We start from the raw sequence: 21,466 nt of genomic DNA on the forward strand, positions 1-21,466 counted from the left end.
AAGGTAGCGCCCCTCCCGGGCGTTTCCCTCCAAGATCCCAACGGTTCAGGCGCCGAAGAGTTGGTCCAGGTGGGGGGTTCTGAAGATGCCGTTCGGGTCCAGACGGGTGCGGACGGACTGGAAGTCGGCGAACTTCGGGTACACCGGGGCCAGCGACGCCGCGTCGCGCCAGTGCAGCTTGCCCCAGTGTGGACGACCGCCCAGGCCGGCGGCGACCTGCTCGAAGGCCCGGAAGTACGGCTCGTACGGCATCCCGACGTACTGGTGGACGGCGATGTACGCCGATTCGCGCCCGTACCCGTGTGACAGCCAGATGTCGTCCGGGGCGGTGAACCGGACCTCGACCGGGAAGATCACCTTGAACGGGAGCCCGTCGACGATCCGGCGCAGCGCGTCCAGCGCCTCGGGCAGGGCGGCGCGCGGCAGGCCGTACTCCATCTCCACGAAGCGGACCCGGCGCGGAGTGCAGAAGACCGTGTCGGAGCGGCCGGTGTAGGTGCGCTCGGTGAGCGCCCGGGCGGAGACCGCGCTGATCGTCGGCACCAGTGTGGGCACGGCCCGCCCGAGCCGGCACGCGCCGGCGAAGACCGTGTTGGACAGGAACTCGTCGTCCAGCCAGCCGCGCCAGCGGGCCAGCGGCCGGTCGTCGGCCGGTGTCCGGTCGTTGACCTTGACCTGCACCCGGTCGGTGTACGGGAACCAGTAGAACTCGACGTGGTCGTGGGCGGAGATCAGGGCCGGCAGGTCGGACAGCACCTCGGCGAGCGGGGCGGGTCGCTCGTGGGCGCGCAGGGTGAAGGCGTCCACGCAGCGCAGGGTCACCTCGGTCAGCACCCCGAGGGCGCCGAGGGAGACCCGGGCGGCGGCGAACACGTCCGGGTGCTGCTCGGCGGAGCAGTGCAGCACCTCGCCGGTGCCGGTGACCAGGGTGAGCGCCTCGACGAAGGTCGACAGGCAGCCGTACGCGGCCCCGGTGCCGTGGGTCCCGGTGGAGATCGCCCCGGCGACGGTCTGCGCGTCGATGTCGCCGAGGTTGGGCATGGCCAGCCCGTTGGCGGCGAGCAGGGCGTTGAGGCGGTGCAGCGGCATCCCGGCGGGTACGGTGACCAGGCGTCGTTCCCGGTCGATCCGGGCCCCGGTGTCGAGTTCGGTCAGCTCCATCCGGCGGCCGTCGGTGCGGGCGACGGGGGTGAAGGAGTGGCCGCTGCCGACCGCCCGGATCCGTTCGCCGGCCGCCCCGGCGGCCCGGACGGCCTCGGTGACGTCGGCGACCGTGCGAGGGCGGAGGATGGCGGTGGCGGTGCTGCGCTGGTTGCCGGCCCAGTTGGTCCAGGCGCTGGTGGTGAGCGGTGCGGTGCTGGCCATGCGCGCTCCTCGACATGAATATGAACTGACTTCATATCAGGAACGTTGTGCCTGGTAAATACCGCAATCGAGGCCCGCTCGTTGTACCGGTAGTCACGTACTCGTGACGTGCAGATATGTTCATCCGTCGAAGGGGGGTGACCGAGTGTCCACACCAGCCGCCACGACCGGGCCGCTGCGCCGGGTACCGGTCCAGGGTCGAAGCGTGGCGCGGGTCCAGCGGATGCTGGACGCCTGTGCCGAACTCGTCGACGAGGTGGGGTACGAGGGACTGACCACGACCCTGCTCGCCGAGCGTGCCGAGGTGGCGATCGGGTCGGTCTACCAGTTCTTCCCGGACAAGCGGGCGATCGTGCAGGCGCTGACCCTGCGCACGATGGAGTCCTACCTCCAGCGGCTCGACGAGCGGTTCGCCTCGGACGACCTGACCCACTGGTGGGACGGCGTCGACGCGGGGATCGACGAGTACATCACGATGCACCGCACCGTCCCCGGGTTCCGCACCCTGCACTTCGGCGACGTGGTCGACCTGCACCTGCTCGACGAGCAGCGGGACAACAACGGCGTGATCGCCGACCAGTTGGACCGGGTGCTCACCGAGCGGTTCGGGATGGCCGACGAGCCGCGCCTGCGGTTCTGCCTGGAGATCGCCGTCGAGGCCGCGGACGCACTGATCAAGCTGGCGTTCCGGCGCAACGCCGAGGGCGACGAGCGGGTGCTCGCCGAGGCCAAGGCGCTCATCCGCGAGTACCTGCACCGGCACGTCACCGCCTCGGCCGACGCCGCCGCCTCGCCCGCCACCCCCTCCTGATCCCGGCCGCCGGGGGCGGCCCGACCTCCTGGAACCGCTCCGGGCGGCTACAGGAACGCGTGGCCCTCCCCCCGGTAGGTGGGGACGCTGCCCACCACCCGGTCGCCCTCGACCAGGTGCAGCTCGTTGACGTGCTCGCAGGGCTCACCGGCCTTGGCGTGCCGGAACCAGACCCGGTCGCCGACCCGCAGGTCGTCCGCCGCCCGGCCGGCCAGCGGCGTCTGCACCTCGCCGGCCCCCTCCGCGCCGAGCAGCTTCAGCCCGGTCGGCAGCCAGGGGGCGGGCAGGCGGGTGTCGGCGGCCGGGCCGGAGGCGATCCAGCCGCCGCCGAGCACCGTGGCCAGCCGGGGGGCCGGGCGGCGGACCACCGCGCAGGCGAAGAACGCCGCCGGGGTGGGGCGCCAGGCGCGGTACGCGTCGAACAGCGTCGGCCCGTACAGGCCGGACCCCGCGGTGACCTCGGTGACCGCGGGGTCGGCGCTGGTCGCCGCCACGCTGCCGGTGCCGCCGCCGTTGACGAACTCCAGCTCGGCGTGCTCGCGTACCGCGGCCACCGCCGCGCTTCGGCGGGCCAGCAGCTCCCGGTAGGAGCCGCGCTGGGCCACCCGGATCGCGGCGGCCAGCGCCGCCCGTCCCGGCGGCGCATCGCCCAGCCCGGCGATCTGCGCCTCGTACGACATCAGGCCGACCAGCCGGAAGCCGGGCCGGCCGGCGACGGCGGCGGCGAGCGCGCCGGCCGCCCGGGCGCTGTGCACCGGGGAGCGGCGCACCCCGACGTGCACCCGCCCGCGCAGGGGCCGCCAGGAGGCGTCCAGGTCGATGCAGACCCGCAGCGGGGGGCGACCGCCCGGCGGGCGGACCGCGTCGATGAGGTCGAGCTGGTCGGTGCCGTCGACCATCAGGGTGACGGCCCGGGCCAGCTCCCCGTCGCCGGCCAGCTCGGCGAGCGCCCCCCGGTCGGCCGTGGGGTAGGCCACCAGCGCGTCGTCGGTCACGCCGGTGCGGACCAGCCAGCTCGCCTCGGGCAGGGTGAACGCCATCACCCCCGCCCAGCCGGGTCGGCCCAGCACGCGGCCGAGCAACCCGCGGGCGCGCACGGACTTGCTGGCGACCCGGATCGCCTTGCCGCCGGCGCGTGGGGGCAGCGCCGCGGCGTTGGCGTCGAACGCCGTCAGGTCGACCACCGCGTACGGCGGGTCGAGGTGGGCGGTCGCCCGGTCCAGGCGCTCGCGAAGTTTGTCGCTTTCGGTGGCCACGTGTGCACGCTAACTGTCAAACGGTCAATGCGAAATACCCTCGCGTATGCCTGGCTGGGGCCGGTTGCCCCGGCGGCCTAGGCTCGGCGAGCAGGCAATGTCGCGGACGGGGCGACCCCCGGCCGGGACTAGAGTGTTGCACCGGGACTGCCCAGCGTTGGGTCGGCACGTGGAGGTACGGCCATCGAAAGCCAGAACAGCGGCGAGTCGCCCGGCGTGTCGTCCGGCGACCGGCCCGACAACGCCACCACCGGCCCGTCCGCCGCTGCGGCCGGTGCCGCGTCCGGTCCCCGGGCCGCCGCCCCGGCCGACGCCGGCTCCCAGGGCGCCGACCCGGCCGAGGCCGCCACCGACGAGGCCGGCGGCCAACCCGGCGCTCCCGCCGGGGGCGCGGCCACGAGCCAGGCCGCCGACCGGTCCGGGGCCGCCGCGATCCGCTCCGTGCTGCGCATCCAGCCGTTCCGCCGGCTGTGGATCGTGCTCGGCGCCGCCTCCTTCGGCGACTGGCTGGGCCTGCTCGCCACCTCCGTCTTCGCCGCCGCCCAGGTCTCGGGCAGCACCGCGCAGGGCGCCGCGTTCGGCACCCTGATCGCGATCCGGCTGCTGCCCGCGCTGATCCTCGGCCCGGTGGCCGGTGTCCTCGCCGACCGGTTCGACCGGCGCTGGACGATGGTCATCTGCGATGTGCTGCGCTTCCTGCTGTTCGCCTCCATCCCGCTGTTCGCGCTCACCGGGGCCAGCGGTGGCCTGGTGGTCGGCTGGGCGGCGGTCGCCACCTTCCTGATCGAGACGATCACCCTGCTGTGGATCCCGGCCAAGGAGGCCGCGGTCCCCAACCTGATCCCGCGCGCCCGGCTGGAGGCGGCCAACCAGCTCACCCTGATCACCACGTACGGCCTCACCCCGATCGCCGCCGCGCTCGGCCTGGCCGTGCTCGACCGCAGCATCCGGGGCGCGGCCGGCGGCGAGATCCCGTCCTGGGCCGAGCCGGCGCAGATCGCGCTCTGGTTCAACGCCTTCTCCCGGCTGGCCACCGCTCTGGTCGTCGCGTTCGGGATCAAGGAGATCAGCCAGGCGCAGACCGACGAGGCGGAGCGCACCGGGCAGGGCATGCGGCACCAGTTCACCGAGGGCTGGAAGTACATCGGCCAGACCCCGCTGGTGCGCGGCCTGGTGCTCGGCATCTTCGGCGCGTTCGCCGGCGGCGGCATCGTGATCGGCACGGCGAAGTTCTTCGCCGCCTCGCTCGGCGCCGGCGACGCCGCGTTCTATCTGCTCTTCGGCGCGATGTTCATCGGCCTCGCCGTGGGCATCGGGCTCGGCCCGATGATCGTCCGGGACATGTCCCGGCGGCGCTGGTTCGGCATGAGCATCGTGCTGGCCAGCGCGTCCGTGCTGGTGCTCGCGTTCGCCATCCACCTGTCCATGGCGATGCTCGGCGCGGTCCTGGTCGGCGCGGGGGCCGGGATGGCCTTCCTCGCCGGCACCACCCTGCTCGGCGGCGAGGTCGCCGACGAGGTGCGCGGCCGGGTCTTCGCGGTGGTGCAGATCGGCACCCGGTTGGTACTGATCCTGGCCATCGCGCTGAGCAGCCTGCTGGTCGGTGTCGGCGGCTCCCGCAAGCTGACCATCGCCGACCTGGGTGTCTCCGTCTCGTCCACCCGGCTGCTGCTGCTCGCCGCGGGCGCCGCCGGCATCTTCGCCGGGATCAGCGCGTTCGGGCAGATGGACGACAAGAAGGGCGTGCCGGTCCTCGCCGACCTGTGGGGATCGATCCGGGGCCGCCCGCTGATGCCGGCCGAGCAGTTCGTCTCCAGCGGGCTCTTCGTGGTCTTCGAGGGCGGCGAGGGCGCCGGCAAGTCGACCCAGCTCGCCGCGCTCGCCGAGCGGTTGCGCGGGCAGGGCCGGGAGGTGTTGGTGACCCGGGAGCCGGGGGCCACCGGAATCGGCGAGCGGATCCGCTCGCTGGTGCTCGACACCGCCGCCGAGGCGCCGTCGCCACGCGCCGAGGCGCTGCTCTACGCCGCGGACCGGGCGCACCACGTGGCCACCGTGGTCCGGCCGGCGCTCGTCCGGGGCGCGGTGGTGATCAGCGACCGGTACGTCGACTCGTCGCTGGCGTACCAGGGCGCCGGGCGGACGCTGCCCGTCGACGAGGTCTCCTGGCTCTCCTCCTGGGCCACCGGCGGACTCAAGCCCGACCTGGTGGTGCTGCTCGACGTCGAACCGCACACCGGGCTGTCCCGGGTCGCGGCGCGCAACGCCGGGGCCGACCGGCTGGAGGCCGAGTCCGTCGCCTTCCACGAGCGGGTCCGGTACGCCTTCCTCGACCTCGCCGCGAACGACCCCAAGCGGTACCTGGTGCTCGACGCGTCCCGCCCGGTCGGGGAGACCGCCGAGCTGGTGGCCCGGCGGGTGCAGGAATTCCTGGTCGACCCGGCCGGCATCGTGCACCCCCGCCCCGCCCAGGGGCCGGACACCTCGGTGCAGCCGGAGTTATCGGACACGGAGCTGGTGACGATGGAGCACCGGACCTGATGCCCGACGTCTTCGCCGACCTGGTCGGGCAGGACGACGCCGTCGACACGCTGCGCCGGGCCGCCGCGTCCGCCGCAGCCGTGCTGCGCGGGGCCGCCGCCGCCCACGCGGCGGCCACCGCCGGCCCGGTCGACCCCGACGACGCCGACGCCCTCGCCGCCGAGGCGGAGGCCGAGGCCGCCGAGGGGGCGGGCGGGGCAGACCCCGGGGCGGGGATGACCCACGCGTGGATCTTCACCGGGCCACCCGGCTCGGGCCGCTCGGTGGCGGCCCGAGCCTTCGCCGCCGCCCTCCAGTGCCTGCACGGCACCGGCTGCGGCGAGTGCCAGGGCTGCCACACCACGCTCGCCGGCACCCACGCCGACGTCCGGCTGGTGGTGCCCGAGGGGCTCTCGATCGGGGTGGGCGAGATGCGCGCCCTGGTGCTCCGGGCGGCGAGCACCCCGTCCGGCGGCCGGTGGCAGGTGGTGATCGTCGAGGACGCCGACCGGCTCACCGAGGCGGCCGGCAACGCGCTGCTCAAGGCCGTCGAGGAGCCGCCGCCGCGGACCGTCTTCCTGCTCTGTGCCCCGTCCACCCACCCGGACGACGTCTCGGTGACCATCCGGTCGCGCTGCCGGGTCGTACCGCTGCGGCAGCCGGCGCCCGAGGCGGTGGCCGAGGTGCTGGTCCGCCGGGGCGTCGCGCCGGAGGTGGCACGGTGGGCGGCGGCGGCGGCGCAGGGGCACGTGGGCCGGGCCCGGCGGCTCGCCGGCGACCCGGAGGCCCGCAGCCGGCGCGACGCGGTGCTCGCGGTGCCGCGCCGGCTGACGGGGGTGGGCGCCGCCTTCGACGCGGCGTCCGCGCTGATCGAGGCAGCCGAGGCGGAGGCCGAGGCGGCCGTGGTGGAGAGCGACGCCGCCGAGCGGGCCGCGTTGCAGACGGCGCTCGGCGCGGGCGGCACCGGCCGGGGCGCGGCCGGGGCGATGCGCGGGGCCGCCGGTCAGCTCAAGGAACTGGAGCGGCGGCAGAAGTCGCGGGCCACCCGGGCCCAGCGGGACGCCCTGGACCGGGCCCTGGTCGACCTTGCCGGCTTCTACCGGGACGCGCTCACCATGGCACTGCGCGCGCCGGTCGCCCCGGTGCACACCGACACCGCCGCGCTGGCCGAGGCCGGCGCGCAGCGGTGGGCCGCCGAGGGGGCGCTGCGCCGGCTGGAGGCCGTGCTGGAGTGCCGGGCCGCCATCGAGGCGAACGTCAAGCCGCGGATCGCCGTGGAGGCGATGATGCTGACCCTCTGGAAGGGCTGACCCCTCCCCACCCCTGCCCGGTCCACAGGCCATCGACAGGCGCGATTGGTGTGCGGTACGGTCCCGTATGCCGCGGTGACGGTGGCGGCACACTCAGTGAGTGCACTGCCGGGAGGAGTCCGCGATGCCTCGGGGGGAGATCGACGAGGCCTGGATCGAGGAGGCGGTGCGGCGCTACCGCCGCATCGAGTCGTTGCAGGCCGAGTTCGACCAGGCGGTGGCGACCGTGGAGGTCACCGTGCGCTCCCCGGACGGGCTGGTCGAGGTGGTGGTCACCGCGGGGGGCCGGATCACCGACGTGCGGTTCCTCGGCCCGCTGCACAACCGTCACCCCCGGGACGTCGCCGGCTCGGTGCGGGCCGCGGTGAGCGCCGCCGCCGACGCCGCCGAGTGGGCCCGGGAGAAGCTGCACAACGAGACGTTCGCCGCGTACCGGCCGCTGGCGGGGGCCTGAGATGGACGAACTGCGCGCCCTCGCCGCCCGGTTGGACGAGGCGAGCGGCACCCTCGACGCACTGGCCCGCGAGGTGACCGCCGCCGACCCGCCGCACCCGGCGTTCGGCGTGCACGTCCCGGGCCGGCCCGGCGAGATCGGCCGGGCGCTGCACCGGCGGTGGACCGAGGCGACCGGCGACCGGGCCCGAGAGGCGACTCTCGCCGCGAGCCGGCTGTCCGCCGCCGCGTCTGCCGTCCGGGGCGCCGCCGACCGGTACGCGGGCGTCGACGACGCGGCCCGACGCCGGCTGCGCCGGGAGGTCTGATGGACGCCCTGGACCGCCTCGCCGAGCCCGGCCTCGACCTGCTCGGCCGGGTCGACACGCTGCTCGCGGGCGGGGCCCCCGAGGGGCACCGGCTCTGGCCGCTGCTGCGCCGGATGCAGGTGCTCCCCGGCGAGGCGGTGCGGGGCTTCCTCGATCTGCACCCGGCGCCGCTGGCCGACGCCGGCCACGCGGTGCGCGGGCTCGTCCGGGAGTACGACAAGGTCTGTCACCTCCTCACCGACCCCGCCGCCTGGTCCGGACCGGCCGCGTCCGCGTACGACCAGGCCCGCTCCGCCCTGCTGCGGCACCTCGACGAGGGCCCGGAGAGCCTGGTGGGCCGGCTGGAGTCGACGGCCGGATACGCGGACGCCCTCGCCGACTGGGTGGAGGGCAGCCGGCTCGCGCTGGCCCGGGCGCTGGCCGACGTGCTCGGCTCCGCCGAGGCGGTCCGGGTCCGCGTCGCCACCGCGCCGGGGGCCGAGGCCGGCACCGTGGGGCCGCTCGCGGCGGCCGACGTCGCGTACCGGGTGCTCTCGGTGCTGGGGGTGGCCTACGACGGTGCGGAAACGCTGCTGCGCCAGTGGTCGCCGAGCCTGGCGGAGACGACCTGGCGCGGGCCGGCGGGCGGCCCGACCCGCTACGACACCGTCACCCGGGTCGGCCGCTGACCACGTCCGCGCCCGTCGCCGGCAGGGCTGGCGCGGCCACGGCGTCGCGCCGGTGGCACCGGTGTGATCCGGGCTTCCGGCGGCGACGCCGTGGCCTTCCCCTGCACCCCCCGCAGGTCTGCCCCCCCCACTCAACCGCCCCCGGCCGGCGTTTGTCGTCCGGCTGGGCGGGAATCAGCCGTCCGGGCGAGGCGTATCGGGACGAGGGGCCGGCGCGCGTCGGACGATTCGACGTCGATGGATCGCTGCGCCGGGTGACCGGACGGCGACCGGTGGGGTGGGTGGTGGGGGTCGCCCCGTCGTAGGGTGAGGGCATGGGCATGCTCTGTGCGGTCAGCTTCAACCGGTACGGGCGGCTCTACTACCTCGACCCGGGCGAGTTCCGCCCGCAGGTGGGCGACCGGGTGCTGGTCCCCACCGACGACGGTCCCGAGGTGGCGGAGTGCGTCTGGGCCGCGCAGTGGGTCGGCGAGGACACCGACGGCTTCCCCAAGCTGGCCGGGCTCGCCGGGGACGACGACCTGCGCCGCGACGAGCTGCTGCGACGGCGCAAGGCCGAGGCGAAGGTGGCCGCGAAGCGGCTGATCCGCGAGCACGGCCTGCCGATGAAGGTGGTTGCCGTCGACCACGTCCTCGGCACCGACGGGGGCGGCGACCGCACCACGGTCTACTTCACCGCCCCGCACCGGGTCGACTTCCGCTCCCTGGTCCGCGACCTCGGGGCGACCCTGCACTGCCGGGTCGAGTTGCGCCAGCTCTCCGCCCGGGACTCCGCCCGGGTGCAGGGCGGCATCGGCTCCTGCGGCCGGGACCTGTGCTGCGCCACCTTCCTCACCGACTTTGAGCCGGTCACCATCCGGATGGCCAAGGAACAGGACCTGCCGCTGAACCCACTGCGGATCTCCGGCGCCTGCGGCCGGCTGATGTGCTGCCTGAAGTACGAGCACCCGCTCTACCAGCGGTTCCAGGAGTCCGCCCCGTCCATCGGCAGCCGGGTGAGCACCCCCGAGGGCGACGGCCGGGTGGTGGGCCACAGCGTCCCCCGCGACTCGGTCACCGTCCGCCTGGACGCCGACGGCTCCCGCTGCTCATGCAGCAGGGCCTCGGTCTGCGCCCCCCGCCAGGCCCACGACCAGCACTACACCCCCTGACCCGGGTCAGGGACGGAGGGTGATCGGGGGTTCGGCCAGGTGGGGGGTCAGGGGGGTCTTGGGGGCCAGCCAGGAGGCTGTGGGGGAGGCGTCGGGGTTCAGTTTCCAGTCGCGGGCCACGCGGTCCACGGCGATCGGGTAGATGGTCAGCGTGCCGTCCGGGTCGATGCGCATCCGCAGGAACGCCTTGGCGTCCTCGATGCCCTGGCCGGCGAAGAGTTCGTTCAGGTTCACCCCGAACGCGCCGGCGACCAGCAGGTACGCCGCCACCAGCTCGGCGGCCAGGAACCCGATCACCGGGCCGTAGACCACCGCGGCGGCGGCGGCCGGCAGCGGCCAGGACCAGTCGTAGAAGGGCAGCGACAGCCATGCCCAGGTGCCGGCGGCGGCCAGCGCCACGTGGGCCAGCCCGTGTCCCACCCCGAGCAGCCAGTGCCGTACGTGCCGCTTCCCGCCCGCGCTGGGCGGCTTCGCGAAGAACGCCGCCCCGAGCATCGTCACCATCAGCATCGCCACCAGCGGGACGCTGAACAGCCGCTGCTCGGTTCCGCTGGCCCGGTTCGCCGCCACCCCGGCCATGGCCAGCATGAGCAGTGTGTGCAGGCCGCCGAGCAGGGTGCCGAAGCCCGGGTTGCGCAGCGGCAGCCGGCCGAAGACCCCCCAGCCGTACCGCCGGGAGCGGGCCTTTTCGGGGTAGCGGGCCATCAGGTCGTACGCGCGGGTGCGGCTGGCCCGCCGGGACAGGGTGTCGCGCGGCGGCACCTCGATCCGCTCGGGCAGATGGTGGGTGGGGTACAGGTAGGCCCCGCCGCTGCCGCAGGTGATCAGCTGCCGGTCCGGGCCGGCGTACCGGGCGTAGTGGTGCAGGTCGCCGGAGACGAGCAGCCGCACCCGCGCCCCGGTCGGCGTGACGATGGTGCGGACGAAGTAGTCGATCGAGTCGTACGCCGTGGGGTGGTCGACGGCCTTGACCCAGGTCGGCGCCGGCACGGCGATGATCACCCGGCTCTGCGGTCCCAGCTTGCGGGCCACCGCGTCGAAGTAGGTGAGCTGCGGGTCGTCCAGGTACGAGCCGGACTGGTCGTCGAGGCCGAGCAGCCACCAGTCGGCGGGCAACTCCACGGCGAAGTACGAGCGGGACTGCCCGGTGCCCCAGCCGCCGAAGTGCCGGTCCCGGGTGCGGACGAACAGCCGCAGGAAGGCGGTCAGCCCGTCGTACCAGTCGTGGTTGCCGGGCACCGCGAACAGGGTGGGGCGCTCGGGCGGCGTGCCCGGCAGCGCGGCCTGGTACGGCCCCTTGCACCGGTCCTCGTAGGCGGCGTAGGACGCCGACGGGTAGACCTGGTCGCCGCCCATCACCAGGGTCCGCGCCCGGGGCAGCCGGTGCCCGTCGACCTCCAGCTCCGGCTGGGCGAGCAGGTACGCGACCGAGTACGTGGCGTTGAAACCGTCGCCCAGGTCGGCCACGTAGTCCAGCCACAGCCCGCCGTCCGGCCCGACCTGGCGGAAGATCCCGTCGCCGAACGCGTTCTGTAGCTCCCGTTTGTCCAGGTACGCCCCGAACAGCACGGCCAGCAGCGTACGCAGGCCGGTGCTGATCAGCAGGAGCGGCGCGAGCCACGGCACGGGCTTGCGTGGGGTGAAGCCCAGCTCCAGCGGGTCGGTGCTGCGCGGCCGACGCGCCGCCCCGGCGTCGGCGCTGTCGTCGTCCCGGCAGTCGGCGTCGTCCGGGCCATCGACGGGGATGCGGTCGTCGGTCACCTGGGGCAGCGTAGTCCCGGCCGGGCCTCCGCGCTGTCGGGTGCGGGCACCGTCGGCCGGCTGACCCACGTCGAGGCGGAGGGATCCGATTGGGGCGGCCGCCCGGGTGTGCCGTACACTTGACGATCGTTGCCGCCTTAGCTCAGTCGGCTAGAGCGACGCACTCGTAATGCGTAGGTCGACGGTTCGATTCCGTCAGGCGGCTCCACCCGAGAAAGGCCCCGTGACCAGGCGAGATGCCAAGGTCACGGGGCCTTTCTCGGGTGCCGTGGAGATCGGCCGGCGACCCGCCGCGGCTGCCGCTGCGGCGTGCCCGGGCGGTTTGCCACGCGGTGCCGGCACGCGGCTCCGTCGGTCCCCGCCCGGTCGACCGCCCTCGCCCGCCGGTTGATGACTCTGCGTGTACAGGCCGAGGGTTCTTTGCTTCGTCCCTGGGGTGTGGACTCCTCCCCCTGAGCGAACCCTCCGGCAACTAGCACTATCCGAAGAGCAGGCATTCGCGCTGGTAGACGCATGGCCGTCTGGTTACCCTTGGGTCATCTGCCCGACGATGCGCATTTTTGGTCGGGCGCGTCCCGCACTTTCGGTCTGTTACTCGGAGTGATCGTCGTGCTCGGCCCTCCTGACGGAAGGAGGGCTCCATGACCCGGGCCCCGATGAATCTGTCGAACGTTCGGACCCTGTTGTTGTCGTACCTCAAGGACCTGGACCCGGCCGCCGTCGGCATCGTCGGCGACCCGGCCCACCGCGGGGGCTACCACTGCGGCTCCGACCGGGTCGTGGCCAACGACTACTCGGTCGTGGAGTCCCCCCGGGACCGAGCGGGGCTGACCATCGACGCCTCCGCACTGGACGTCGGCTCGTTCACCGTACGGTCTGCCGGCCGTGCCCACGACCTGCGCTCGTTCTCCGTCTGGTGCATGCAGCAGTGCGCGGCCGGCGCGGCCGACACGCGGGACATCCGGGAGATCATCTACAGCCCCGACGGGAAGACGGTCCGGCGATGGGACCGGCTCAAGCGCCGGTCGACCGGCGACAGCTCCCACCTGTGGCACACCCACTTCAGCTTCTTCCGCGACTCCACGAAGGCGGGTCGGGACCAGGTCCCGCTGTTCCGCCGCTACCTGACGGCCATCGGACTGCTGACCACGACGATCCCGGAGGACGACATGAGCGCTCAGGCCGAGAACGAGATCCACCAGGTGTACGCCGGGCTCTTCACCGGCGGGTCGAGCATGGGCCGGACCGTCGACCCCGACGGCCCCGGGCCCGAGAAGGCCAACAACAGCATCGTCGCCAAGCTCGACTACGTGATGTCCCGTCTGGACGGTGTGGCCGCCGGGGTCACCACCCTGACCGGGAAGGACTTCACGGACGAGCCGGCCATCGTCGCCGGGGTGCTCGCCGGGCTGTCCCCGCAACGGCTCTCCGAGGCGTTGAAGACCGCCGGGCTGACCCCGGAGGCCATCGCGGCGGCGGTGCCGCCGGACATGGCCCGACAGGTCGTCGACGAGCTGACCGCCCGGCTGTCCTCCTGACGACGGATGGAGCCGGCGACTCGCCTCCCGCCCGGCGGGGCCGCCGAAGCGGGCAGGGGCCGCAGGGCGAGGTGGGCCGCCCGGGCCCCGGCGCCCCCTGACGGTACGACCGCGCAGGTCGCCGTCGGCACCACCGACGGCGCGTGGCGCAGCGCCGCCCACGTGACCGAGTGACCGACCAACTGAGGAGACCCGGCATGTCCGACCCCACCCCCGCCCCCGTCCCCACCTCGACCGCGACCGAACCGCTGTTCACCGTCGGCGGGATCACCGCCGCCGGGACGGCCGTGATCAGCCTGCTGGTCGCCTTCGGCCTGCCACTGTCCGCGAACCAGCAGACCGCGATCCTCGGCCTGCTCGCCGTGCTCGCCCCGCTGCTGGTGGCGGCGATCGCCCGGGGCCGGGTCTACTCGCCGGCCACCGTGGCCCGGCTGCTGGAGAGCCGCCGGTAGCGCCCCGCCCCGAACGTCGCGGCCCGATCGGCTGGACCGGCCCGCCGGACACGCCCGCGGTCCGCGCGCCGCCGCGTCCGCCGGGCCCGGACGCGGCGGCGGCCCGGGCGCGCGCCCGGGCCTGCGCCGTGCCGGGAACTGGTCAGAGCGGCCGGTGGGCGCCGTCGGGGCCGGCGCCGGTCGGGTACGGGGCGCCGGCCGGTGTGGTCGCCCCGGTGCCGGTGTCCCGGCCGGACCCGTCGACCCGGCCGCTGTCCCCCCGGGTGCCGGCGGCGTACTCGACGCCGGGCGTGCCGAGCTGGCGGCCCTCGTCGATCGTTCCGCGCCAGCCCCCGGTCTCGACGCCCCGGCTTTCGATGTACGCCTTGAACCTCTCCAGGTCGGACTCGGCCTGCCGCTCGACGAGGTGCAGCCGGTCGCCGGCCTTCTCGACGAAGCCCTCCGGCTCGTACTCCAGGAACAGCCGGACCATCGTGCGATCCGTGTCGACCGGCTGGAAGTGGACGGCACCGGCGTTGGTGGCGCCCTCGGTGGCGGCCCAGGCGACCTTGCTGTCCGGCACCTGCTCCAGGACCTTCGCGTCCCACTCGCGCTGGACGCCGGCGATCTCGGCGACCCAGTGCATGCGCCTGTCGTCGAGCTGGCGTACCTCCCGGACGCCGCCCATGAACCTCGGGAACTCCTCGAACTGCGTCCACTGGTTGTACGCGGTGCGGATCGGGACGTTCACCTCGACGGACTTCTCGACCGTGGTGGTCATCGGCACTCCTTCGGGTTGTCTCCGCGCTCGCTCGTCGAGAGCGGATCTCTCGTCCACCGGGAGTCGTACCCGGGAGCGGTCGCCTCAATCAGGTCCACACCGGGACGCGGGACACACCTCTCCCGCCTGGGCGCGGCGGAGGACTGTCGGTGGCGCCCGCTAACCTCCGCTGCCATGAGCATTTCAGCGGATGGCGTCGCGGAGCTGCCCAGCGTCGAGGACGAGGCCCGGTTCTGGTCCCTGGTGGAGACCGCGTGGGAGCGGCTGGGCCCCGGGCCCGCGGCGCTGCGCCGGGCCCTGCGGGAGCGGGACCCGGCGGCCGGTGACGTCGACCCGGACTCCGTCGCCGAGTGGTTCGCCCCGTTCCTCGACAACCTGCGCGCCCTCGGCGCCGACCTGTCCAGCGAGGAGTTGACCGGCCTGGACCGGGTGGTCGAGCGGAAGCTCCACGAGATCGACCGCGCCGACATCCACGCGGTGACCGACGGCTCCGACGACGGCTTCCTCTACGCCCGGGGGCACATCGTCGCCCTCGGGCGGGAGTACTACGAGGCGGTGCGCGCCAACCCCGCCCTGGCCGTTCCGGACGGCAGTTGCGAGAGCATCTGCTACCTGTTCGCCCACCTGCACGACAAGCTGTTCGGGGATTGGCCGCGCACCGGGTCGGGCATCTCCCGGGAGTCGTTCAGCAACCCGGAGGGCTGGCGGGGGTAGGTCAGAGGGCGCGGTACATCACGTGCAGTCCGACCCGGCCCAGGCCGGGGTGGGCGAACGCGCCCGGCACGGTGCCGACGATCTCGAAGCCGTGCCGCCGGTACAACTCGACCGCCGTGTGGTTGGTCTCGACCACCGCGTTGAACTGCATCCCGGCGTAGCCGTGCTCGTGGGCCCAGTCCAGCGCGAACCGGCACAGCGCGGTGCCCACCCCGCGCCCCCGGGCGTCCGCCGCGACCATGAAGCTCGCGGTGGAGACGTGCGACCCGGGACCGGGTCGGTTGGTGCCCATCTTGGCCGTGCCGACGACCCGGTCGCCCTCGACCGCCACGACGGTCAGGCCGGGCGGGCGCTCCACCCACATGTCGTACGCCTGCCCGGCGGTCATCGCCGGGTCGTACGGGAAGGTCTCCTCGGCCCGGACGACCGCGCCGACGATCTCCCACACCTGCGGCCAGTCGGCCTCGGCGAACTCCCGGATCAGCACGGCCGCCGACGCTAGCAGCGTCGGCCGGCCACCGGCGACCAGTTTTCCGGTACCAAGGACATCGCCCGGCTGCCCGGGGTCCGGTCAGGCGTAGATGGACTTCGCGTACGCGGGGCCGTAGTGGCGCTCCAGGTCGGCCAGGCTCTCGGTCGGGGCCTCGACCTCCTTGATCAGCCGGGCCCGGGACGGCAGCGCGTCCGGCTGCCAGGTCTCCGGCCGCCACAACTCGGAGCGGAGGAACGCCTTGGCGCAGTGGTAGAAGATCTGCTCGATCTCCACCACGATCGCCAGGATCGGCCGGTGCCCCTTGACCACCATGTCGTCGAAGAACGGCGCGTCCCGCACCAGCCGGGCCCGGCCGTTGATCCGCAGCGTGTCGGTCCGGCCGGGGATCATGAAGATCAGCCCGACGTGCGGGTTGTCCAGGATGTTGCGGTATCCGTCCGCCCGTCGGTTGCCGGGCCGCTCGGGCACGGCGATCGTCGTGTCGTCCAGTGCCAGGGCGAAGCCGGGCGGGTCGCCCTTCGGCGAGACGTCGCAGGTGCCGTCCGCGCCCGCCGTGGCGACCAGGCAGAACGGCGAGGCGGCCAGCCACTGCCGGTCCCGCTCGTGCAGAACGCTGCGCTCCTTGGCTGCCGCCCGGGCGTTCGGGGTCCCCAGCAGTTCGCGCAGCTCCTCGTGCGAGGTGATCTCCACCGTCACGTCTTCCTCCCCCGACCGTTGACCTCGGTGGCGGCGTGCGGTGCCGGTGCCCAGGCCACCTGTCGCCCTCAGCCTAACCGGGCGCGTCTGGCCGGAGGTTTGTCCGGCGGTGGCCCGGGTACCGCGCCAGCCAGCGCCCCGCAACGACCAACGGAGGCCGCGATGGAGAGCCGACTCAAGGTGCTCGGGCACCCCGTGCATCCGATGCTGATCACGTTCCCGGTCGGCCTGCTGGTCACTGCGGTGATCTTCGACGTCATCGACACCGTCGGCGGCCCGCGGTTCCTCGGTGAGGTGGCCTACTGGAACATCACGGTCGGCCTGATCGGCGGGCTGCTGGCCGCGGCGGCGGGCGCGTTCGACCTGCTCGCCATCCCCACCGGCACCCGCGCGAAGCGGGTCGGCCTCAGCCACGCCGCCGCGAACATCGCGGTGATCCTGCTCTTCGCCGCCGTCTGGGCGGTCCGGCTCAACGCCGACTCCCGGGCGGCCGGCGGCGCGCTCATCGCCATCGAGGTGGTCGCGCTGGCCATCCTCGGCGGCAGCGCGTGGCTCGGCGGCGAACTGGTCGACCGGCTCGGCGTCGGCGTCGACCCGGACGCCAACCTGGACGCCCCCAGCTCGCTGCGGGCACCGGCGGCCACCCACTCGATCGGAGACCTGCGATGAGCGAACAACCCGGAGGCGGACGGGGCTGGCGCGGCCGGCAGCAGGGCTGGGACCCGATGGGGGAACTCCAGTCGCTGCGCGCCGAGCTGAGCCGGCTGGTCGGCGGCACCCGGCCCGGCCCGCCCGAGGTGGAGCTGACCGAGACCGCCGAGGGCTGGCAGGCCGTGGTCCGGCTGCCCGGCGTCGCCCCCGAGGAGGTGGCCGTCGAGCTGGACGACCGGGAGCTCTGCGTCCGGGCCCGCTCCGAGGCCGAGGTCAACGCCGACCAGGGCATCCCGGGCGGCTTCCAGACCCGGGGCTTCGAGTACCGGATCGACCTGCCGTCCCGGGTGGACCCGGACCGGATCGACGCGGTGATGGACCACGGCCTGCTCCGGGTCCGGCTGCCCCGGGCGGCCCGGCCCGCGCCGCGCACCATCACCGTGGGCCGCGCCGGCCCCCGGGTCGCCGGCCCGGGTACGGGCCATCCGGTCGACCCGGCCGCCGACCGGGAACTGCACCACCCGGACTTGGCTGCCGGCCGGGAACTGCACCACCCGGACCGGGCCGCCGACGAGATCGACCGGCCGTAGCGGGTCGTGGTCACCCTGTTTCCGCTGGGCCCGGTGGGCGAGCGCGTGCCCGACGTCGCGCGGATCGCCGTGCTGCGGGCCAACGCGCTCGGCGACTTCATCTTCGTCCTGCCCGCGTTGGAGGCGCTGCGCGCCGCGTACCCGGGGGCGGAGATCGTGCTGCTCGGCGCGCCGTGGCACGCGAAGCTCTGGCGCGACCGGCCCGGCCCGGTGGACCGGGTGCTGGTGGTCCCGCCCGCGCCCGGCATCCGCGCCCCCGACCCCGGCGAGCCGGAGTCCTCGATGGACGACTTCGTGGCCGTGGCCCGCGCCGAGCGTTTCGACCTGGCGCTGCAACTGCACGGCGGCGGCGGCAACTCCAACCCGGTCGTCGCCGGCCTGGGCGCCCGGGTCACCGCCGGGCTGCGGGCCGAGGACGCCCCGCCGCTGGACCGCTGGATCCGGTACGTCTACTACCAGCACGAGGTGCTGCGCTACCTGGAGGTGGCCGGCCTGGTCGGGGCGCCCGCCACCACGATCGTCCCGACGCTGGCGGTCACCGACGCCGACCGGGCCGAGGCCGCCGACGTGCTCGGCGCGCCGGCGAGGCCCCGGGTGGCGCTGCACCCCGGGGCCACCGACACCCGGCGGCGCTGGCCGGCCGAGCGGTTCGCCGAGGTGGCCCGCGTCCTGGCCGGCGACGGGTACGAGGTGCTGGTCACCGGCACCCGCGCCGAGCGGGAGCTGGTGGACCGGGTGGTCGCGGCGGCCGGGGTGCCCCTGCGCCCGCTCGTCGGCACGCTCGGCCTCGGCGGGCTGGCCGCCTGCTACGCCGGCTGCGCACTGCTGGTGTCCAACGACACCGGCCCGCTGCACCTGGCCGCCGCCGTCGGCACCGCCACCGTCGGGATCTACTGGGTCGGCAACCTGATCAACACCGGGCACCCGTTGCGCGCCCGGCACCGCCCGATCGCCTCCTGGACGGTGCACTGCCCGGTCTGCGGCGTCGACTGCACCCCGGGCATCTACCCGCACCGCCCCGGGCACGGCGACTGCCCGCACCGCGACTCCTTCGTCGCCGACATCCCGGCGGTCGAGGTCGTCGAGGCCGCCCGCGAGCTGCTGGGCTGAGCGGGGCGGGCGCCCCCGGTGGGGCAGGGGCCTCCCGCCCACCGCCGTCAGGCGGGCTGCGGGGCGTCCGAGTCGGCGAGGACGACCTCCCACGCCTCCACGTCCCGCTCGGTGACGGTGGTCGGCGACTCCAGGTGGTACGCCCCGCTGGGCAGGACGCCCGCGCCGCCGTGGCGCTCCAGCACGGCGAGCTGGGCGGCCACGTCCTCGCCCTGGTGGTTCTCCTGCACCCGCCGCCAGAACTCGAAGCCGCCCGAGTCGACCAGCGCCGCCCGGTCGTAGAGCACGCACCCGCCGATCCAGGAGACCTTGTACGCCCGCCAGGCCCCCGGCGGGAGGTCGAGCCGCTCGGTGACGTGCAGCAGGTTCGCCGCCGGATGGATCGAGGCCCGCTGCCACTGCGGGGTGCCCGGGCGGACCCGCTCCGGCACCGGCCGGCCCACCCACTCCTCGTAGTGCCCGTGGGTCTCCGGGCGCACGTCGTCGACGTACGACAGCCCGTGCACGGCGTTGCCGACGAAGCCGCAGCCCAGCTCGCCGATCGCGGTGACCAGCCGGTGCAGGGTCCCCGGCTCCAGCCAGACGTCGTCGTCGAGGCAGAGCACGTACCGGGCCGCCGACCGGTCCAGCAGGTACGCCCGGTGCTCGGCCAGCCCGCGCCGGGGCAGCCGCCGGGTCAGCAGCACCGGGTGGCCCCGGTGGCGCAGCGCCCGCGCCATGGTGGCCGCCGCCGGATGGGCGTACGCGGGGTCGCCGTCGGACTGGTCGCTGACCACCACCCCGAAGCCGGGCACGCCCTCCTGGGTGGCCAGACCGGAGAGGGTGACCGCCAGCTCGGCCGGGCGGTTCCGGGTCGGGATCAGCACGTCGAGCTGCCGCTCCTGGCGGAACTCACCGGCGTCGCCGGGGTCTAGCGGACGGTTCACGCCGGCCTGCCGGTCAACGTGTGCCCCGGTCCGTCGGACCGGTGTCCGGTGCCGGGCGCGTCCGTCGCCTGCGCCCGGATGCGCTCGATGATCGCCGAGGTGGAGCGGTCCGGCACGTACCCGAGGGTGCGGACCTGACCGCCGAGCCGGCGCACCAGCGGCGCCTCCGGCACCATCTCCGGTGGGTAGTCGCCACCCTTGACGTAGACGTCCGGACGGACGGTCTCGATCAGTCCTGCCGGGGAGTCCTCCTCGAAGACCACCACGTGGTCCACGCAGGACAGCGCGGCGAGCAGCGTCACCCGGTCCTCCACCGGGTTGACCGGCCGGTCCGGCCCCTTCAGCCGGCGTACGCTGCCGTCGGAGTTGACCGCGACCAGCAGCAGGTCGCCGAGGGCCCGGGCCTGTTCCAGGTAGCGCACGTGCCCGGGGTGCAGCACGTCGAAGCAGCCGTTGGTGAACACCACCGACCGGCCCGCGTCCCGGTGCGCGGCCACGATGTGCGCCAACTCGTCCGGGGCGACCAGCACCGGGTGCCCGGGAGCGCCGGCCGGGACGCCGAGCGCGTCGAGCAGGTCCTCGCGCCGGCACACGCAGGTGCCGGTGTCCGACACGGTGCTGGTGGCGGCGAGCTGGGCGAGTTGCGCGGCGGTCGGCAGCGGCGCGTCGGCGGCCAGGGCCAGCGTCATCGCGGCCAGGTACGCGTCCCCCGCGCCGACCGCGTGGCTGGCCGGGACGGGGGTGCTGTGGCTGCGCCGGGGCGCTCCGTCCGCGCCGCCGACCACGGCGCCCTCGGTGTCCAGGGTGACCGCGACCACGTCCGCGCCGGTGTGCGCGCGCAGCTCCGCGAGGCGGGACTCGGCCAGCACCGCCCGGTCCACCCCGTCGCCGGCCCCGGCGTTCACGGTCACGCCCGTGCCGGTGACGCTGAGCCCGTCGCCGGTCATCGCCACCCGGTCCTCGCCGGGCGTCGGCTCGCCGGTGGGACCCGTCGGGCGGCCGAGCGGCACCCGGGCCGCCTCCGTCGACCCGCCGGAGCCGCTGTCGGCGGGGTTTCCGGCCGACCCGGGACGGCCCGGCGCCGAACCCACGCTCAGCTCCGACGGCCCGTCCGCCGGATCGGGCCCGGGGTGGTCCAGGTGCAGGTGGGAGTCGGACCGGGCGGCGGCCCGGGCGAGCAGCCGGGTGGCCTCGGCGAAGCTCGGGGTGACCACGGTGGGCGCGAGGCCCCGCCAGTCGGCGAGGTCGTGCGCGTCGAGCGCGACGGTGGCGTACCGGTCCCGGGCGGCGACCAGCCAGGCGCGCACGGGGGCGGGCAGCGAGCCCAGCCCGTAGTCGCAGACCACCAGGGTGGGCACCTCGCCGCCGGCGGCGGCCCGCAGCTCCTCGGTGGCGCACTCCAGCGCCGTGAGCAGGCGGACCACGCCGTCCTGTTCGAGTGCGTCGTCCGGGTCGCCGGAGTCCTCGCGCAGCAGGATCTGGTTGCCGGCGAGCATCCGCCGCTTCACCGGGGTCGGCCGGCCGGGCTGGTTGACGGTTCGATCCCAGACGCCGGCCCGGTCCAGGCAGTCGTGCAGTTCGTCCCCGGCGGCGTCCGCGCCGACCGGGGCGACCAGCACCGCCCGCCCGCCCAGGGCGGCCACGTTGACGGCGGTGTTCGCCGCGCCGCCGGCCGCCGAGAGGCGTCGGCGCAGGCTGAGGACGGGGGCGGGCGCCTCTCGGCAGAGCCGGTCGGACTCCGCGAACCGCCACTCGTCGAGCATGGCGTCGCCGATCACCAGCACGGGACGGCCCAGCCAGCTCTCCACGACGGTGGCGAGCCGGCGCTCTTCCGCTGCTGCTCCTGCCATGCCCGTCGGGTCCCCCGCGGGTGCCGGGTCAAACCTGGGCCGCCGCCCGCCCGTTGGGGCGTGGAGCGGGTCACCTCGGGGGCCGG

General features: G+C 74.8%; 20 protein-coding genes, 1 tRNA gene and 1 pseudogene. 14 read left to right on the forward strand and 8 right to left on the reverse strand.

Features of this window, described 5'->3' with window-relative positions:
* Positions 1-45: 45 nt before the first annotated feature.
* Entirely contained in the window at positions 46-1,365 is a 1,320-nt protein-coding gene (locus C5N14_RS14030; protein WP_117668530.1) for a D-arabinono-1,4-lactone oxidase, read from the reverse strand.
* Between the two features lie 145 nt (positions 1,366-1,510).
* On the opposite strand from C5N14_RS14030, the gene C5N14_RS14035 reads away from it, so the two are divergent.
* Entirely contained in the window at positions 1,511-2,176 is a 666-nt protein-coding gene (locus tag C5N14_RS14035; protein ID WP_243639576.1) for a TetR/AcrR family transcriptional regulator, read from the forward strand.
* A 47-nt stretch (positions 2,177-2,223) separates the two neighbouring features.
* Here the strand turns inward: C5N14_RS14035 and C5N14_RS14040 are convergent, their stop codons facing one another.
* The gene (locus C5N14_RS14040) at positions 2,224-3,432 is read right to left on the reverse strand and encodes an amino acid deaminase/aldolase (protein ID WP_117668531.1); all 1,209 of its coding nucleotides are present in this window, start codon (positions 3,430-3,432) and stop codon (positions 2,224-2,226) included.
* A gap of 147 nt (positions 3,433-3,579) precedes the next feature.
* Between C5N14_RS14040 and tmk the strand changes: the two genes are divergently transcribed.
* The 6 genes from tmk (at position 3,580) to C5N14_RS14070 (ending at position 9,839) form a co-directional block, all read left to right on the forward strand.
* On the forward strand, positions 3,580-5,970 hold the full coding sequence (tmk, locus tag C5N14_RS14045; protein WP_371685843.1) for a dTMP kinase: 2,391 nt from the start codon (positions 3,580-3,582) through the stop codon (positions 5,968-5,970).
* Complete coding sequence (locus C5N14_RS14050) at positions 5,970-7,259, forward strand: DNA polymerase III subunit delta' (RefSeq protein ID WP_117668532.1); 1,290 nt, start codon at positions 5,970-5,972, stop codon at positions 7,257-7,259. The genes tmk and C5N14_RS14050 overlap by 1 nt, the downstream gene beginning before the upstream one ends.
* 124 nt (positions 7,260-7,383) lie before the next feature.
* Positions 7,384-7,713, forward strand: a complete 330-nt coding sequence (locus C5N14_RS14055) for a YbaB/EbfC family nucleoid-associated protein (RefSeq protein WP_117668533.1) — start codon at positions 7,384-7,386, stop codon at positions 7,711-7,713.
* Between the two features lies 1 nt (position 7,714).
* Positions 7,715-8,020, forward strand: coding sequence for a hypothetical protein (locus C5N14_RS14060; RefSeq protein ID WP_117668534.1), 306 nt, complete (start codon positions 7,715-7,717; stop codon positions 8,018-8,020).
* Positions 8,020-8,688, forward strand: coding sequence for a hypothetical protein (locus tag C5N14_RS14065; protein WP_117668535.1), 669 nt, complete (start codon positions 8,020-8,022; stop codon positions 8,686-8,688). The genes C5N14_RS14060 and C5N14_RS14065 overlap by 1 nt, the downstream gene beginning before the upstream one ends.
* 314 nt (positions 8,689-9,002) lie before the next feature.
* Positions 9,003-9,839, forward strand: coding sequence for a regulatory iron-sulfur-containing complex subunit RicT (locus C5N14_RS14070; protein ID WP_117668536.1), 837 nt, complete (start codon positions 9,003-9,005; stop codon positions 9,837-9,839).
* A gap of 6 nt (positions 9,840-9,845) precedes the next feature.
* Here the strand turns inward: C5N14_RS14070 and C5N14_RS14075 are convergent, their stop codons facing one another.
* The gene (locus C5N14_RS14075; protein ID WP_243639579.1) at positions 9,846-11,600 is read right to left on the reverse strand and encodes a metallophosphoesterase; all 1,755 of its coding nucleotides are present in this window, start codon (positions 11,598-11,600) and stop codon (positions 9,846-9,848) included.
* A 131-nt stretch (positions 11,601-11,731) separates the two neighbouring features.
* Here C5N14_RS14075 and C5N14_RS14080 point away from each other — a divergent pair.
* The 3 genes from C5N14_RS14080 to C5N14_RS14090 all read left to right on the forward strand — a co-directional run bounded on the left by C5N14_RS14080 (position 11,732) and on the right by C5N14_RS14090 (position 13,590).
* Positions 11,732-11,808, forward strand: a tRNA-Thr gene (locus C5N14_RS14080).
* Between the two features lie 433 nt (positions 11,809-12,241).
* Entirely contained in the window at positions 12,242-13,138 is an 897-nt protein-coding gene (locus C5N14_RS14085; RefSeq protein ID WP_117668538.1) for a hypothetical protein, read from the forward strand.
* A 197-nt stretch (positions 13,139-13,335) separates the two neighbouring features.
* A complete protein-coding gene (locus C5N14_RS14090; RefSeq protein ID WP_117668539.1) occupies positions 13,336-13,590 on the forward strand; it encodes a hypothetical protein in 255 nt (84 codons plus the stop codon).
* Positions 13,591-13,900: 310 nt separating this feature from the next.
* Here the strand turns inward: C5N14_RS14090 and C5N14_RS14095 are convergent.
* A pseudogene (locus tag C5N14_RS14095) lies at positions 13,901-14,350 on the reverse strand (SRPBCC family protein); the annotation flags it as partial.
* 174 nt (positions 14,351-14,524) lie between these two features.
* Here C5N14_RS14095 and C5N14_RS14100 point away from each other — a divergent pair.
* Positions 14,525-15,064, forward strand: coding sequence for a DUF4240 domain-containing protein (locus tag C5N14_RS14100; RefSeq protein WP_117668541.1), 540 nt, complete (start codon positions 14,525-14,527; stop codon positions 15,062-15,064).
* A 1-nt stretch (position 15,065) separates the two neighbouring features.
* Here the strand turns inward: C5N14_RS14100 and C5N14_RS14105 are convergent, their stop codons facing one another.
* Together C5N14_RS14105 and C5N14_RS14110 are read right to left on the reverse strand one after the other, a co-directional pair.
* Complete coding sequence (locus C5N14_RS14105; RefSeq protein ID WP_117668542.1) at positions 15,066-15,551, reverse strand: GNAT family N-acetyltransferase; 486 nt, start codon at positions 15,549-15,551, stop codon at positions 15,066-15,068.
* Between the two features lie 84 nt (positions 15,552-15,635).
* The gene (locus C5N14_RS14110; RefSeq protein ID WP_117668543.1) at positions 15,636-16,253 is read right to left on the reverse strand and encodes a pyridoxamine 5'-phosphate oxidase family protein; all 618 of its coding nucleotides are present in this window, start codon (positions 16,251-16,253) and stop codon (positions 15,636-15,638) included.
* A 162-nt stretch (positions 16,254-16,415) separates the two neighbouring features.
* Here C5N14_RS14110 and C5N14_RS14115 point away from each other — a divergent pair, with 162 nt between their 5' ends.
* The 3 genes from C5N14_RS14115 to C5N14_RS14125 are packed head-to-tail and all read left to right on the forward strand — an operon-like array spanning position 16,416 to position 18,604.
* Positions 16,416-16,922 carry a DUF2231 domain-containing protein gene (locus C5N14_RS14115; RefSeq protein ID WP_117668544.1) on the forward strand — a complete coding sequence of 169 codons (507 nt, stop codon included), beginning with the start codon at positions 16,416-16,418 and terminating at the stop codon, positions 16,920-16,922.
* Positions 16,919-17,494: an Hsp20/alpha crystallin family protein gene (locus C5N14_RS14120; protein WP_117668545.1), complete on the forward strand. Its 576-nt coding sequence runs from the start codon at positions 16,919-16,921 to the stop codon at positions 17,492-17,494. Before C5N14_RS14115 ends, C5N14_RS14120 begins: the two co-directional genes overlap by 4 nt.
* 6 nt (positions 17,495-17,500) lie before the next feature.
* Positions 17,501-18,604 (forward strand): glycosyltransferase family 9 protein, encoded by a 1,104-nt coding sequence (locus C5N14_RS14125; RefSeq protein WP_117668546.1) that lies wholly within the window; start codon positions 17,501-17,503, stop codon positions 18,602-18,604.
* A gap of 47 nt (positions 18,605-18,651) precedes the next feature.
* Here C5N14_RS14125 and C5N14_RS14130 read toward each other — a convergent pair whose 3' ends face one another.
* Positions 18,652-19,530, reverse strand: a complete 879-nt coding sequence (locus tag C5N14_RS14130) for a glycosyltransferase family 2 protein (protein WP_117668547.1) — start codon at positions 19,528-19,530, stop codon at positions 18,652-18,654.
* Positions 19,527-21,380: a D-glycero-beta-D-manno-heptose 1-phosphate adenylyltransferase gene (gene rfaE2 / locus C5N14_RS14135; RefSeq protein WP_243639580.1), complete on the reverse strand. Its 1,854-nt coding sequence runs from the start codon at positions 21,378-21,380 to the stop codon at positions 19,527-19,529. The genes C5N14_RS14130 and rfaE2 overlap by 4 nt, the downstream gene beginning before the upstream one ends.
* Positions 21,381-21,466: the final 86 nt, after the last annotated feature.

Origin of the sequence: Micromonospora sp. MW-13, from assembly GCF_003434305.1 — a bacterium.
Classification (GTDB): Bacteria; Actinomycetota; Actinomycetes; order Mycobacteriales; family Micromonosporaceae; genus Micromonospora.

What these genes read in the sequence shown, in the direction of transcription:
- C5N14_RS14030 (WP_117668530.1), bottom strand. Translation starts at nt 1,365, where the DNA reads ATGGCCAGCACCGCACCGCTCACCACCAGCGCCTGGACCAACTGGGCC.
- C5N14_RS14050 (WP_117668532.1), top strand. Translation starts at nt 5,970, where the DNA reads ATGCCCGACGTCTTCGCCGACCTGGTCGGGCAGGACGACGCCGTCGAC.
- C5N14_RS14055 (WP_117668533.1), top strand. Translation starts at nt 7,384, where the DNA reads ATGCCTCGGGGGGAGATCGACGAGGCCTGGATCGAGGAGGCGGTGCGG.
- C5N14_RS14060 (WP_117668534.1), top strand. Translation starts at nt 7,715, where the DNA reads ATGGACGAACTGCGCGCCCTCGCCGCCCGGTTGGACGAGGCGAGCGGC.
- C5N14_RS14065 (WP_117668535.1), top strand. Translation starts at nt 8,020, where the DNA reads ATGGACGCCCTGGACCGCCTCGCCGAGCCCGGCCTCGACCTGCTCGGC.
- C5N14_RS14070 (WP_117668536.1), top strand. Translation starts at nt 9,003, where the DNA reads ATGGGCATGCTCTGTGCGGTCAGCTTCAACCGGTACGGGCGGCTCTAC.
- C5N14_RS14085 (WP_117668538.1), top strand. Translation starts at nt 12,242, where the DNA reads ATGACCCGGGCCCCGATGAATCTGTCGAACGTTCGGACCCTGTTGTTG.
- C5N14_RS14090 (WP_117668539.1), top strand. Translation starts at nt 13,336, where the DNA reads ATGTCCGACCCCACCCCCGCCCCCGTCCCCACCTCGACCGCGACCGAA.
- C5N14_RS14100 (WP_117668541.1), top strand. Translation starts at nt 14,525, where the DNA reads ATGAGCATTTCAGCGGATGGCGTCGCGGAGCTGCCCAGCGTCGAGGAC.
- C5N14_RS14115 (WP_117668544.1), top strand. Translation starts at nt 16,416, where the DNA reads ATGGAGAGCCGACTCAAGGTGCTCGGGCACCCCGTGCATCCGATGCTG.
- C5N14_RS14120 (WP_117668545.1), top strand. Translation starts at nt 16,919, where the DNA reads ATGAGCGAACAACCCGGAGGCGGACGGGGCTGGCGCGGCCGGCAGCAG.
- rfaE2 (WP_243639580.1), bottom strand. Translation starts at nt 21,380, where the DNA reads ATGGCAGGAGCAGCAGCGGAAGAGCGCCGGCTCGCCACCGTCGTGGAG.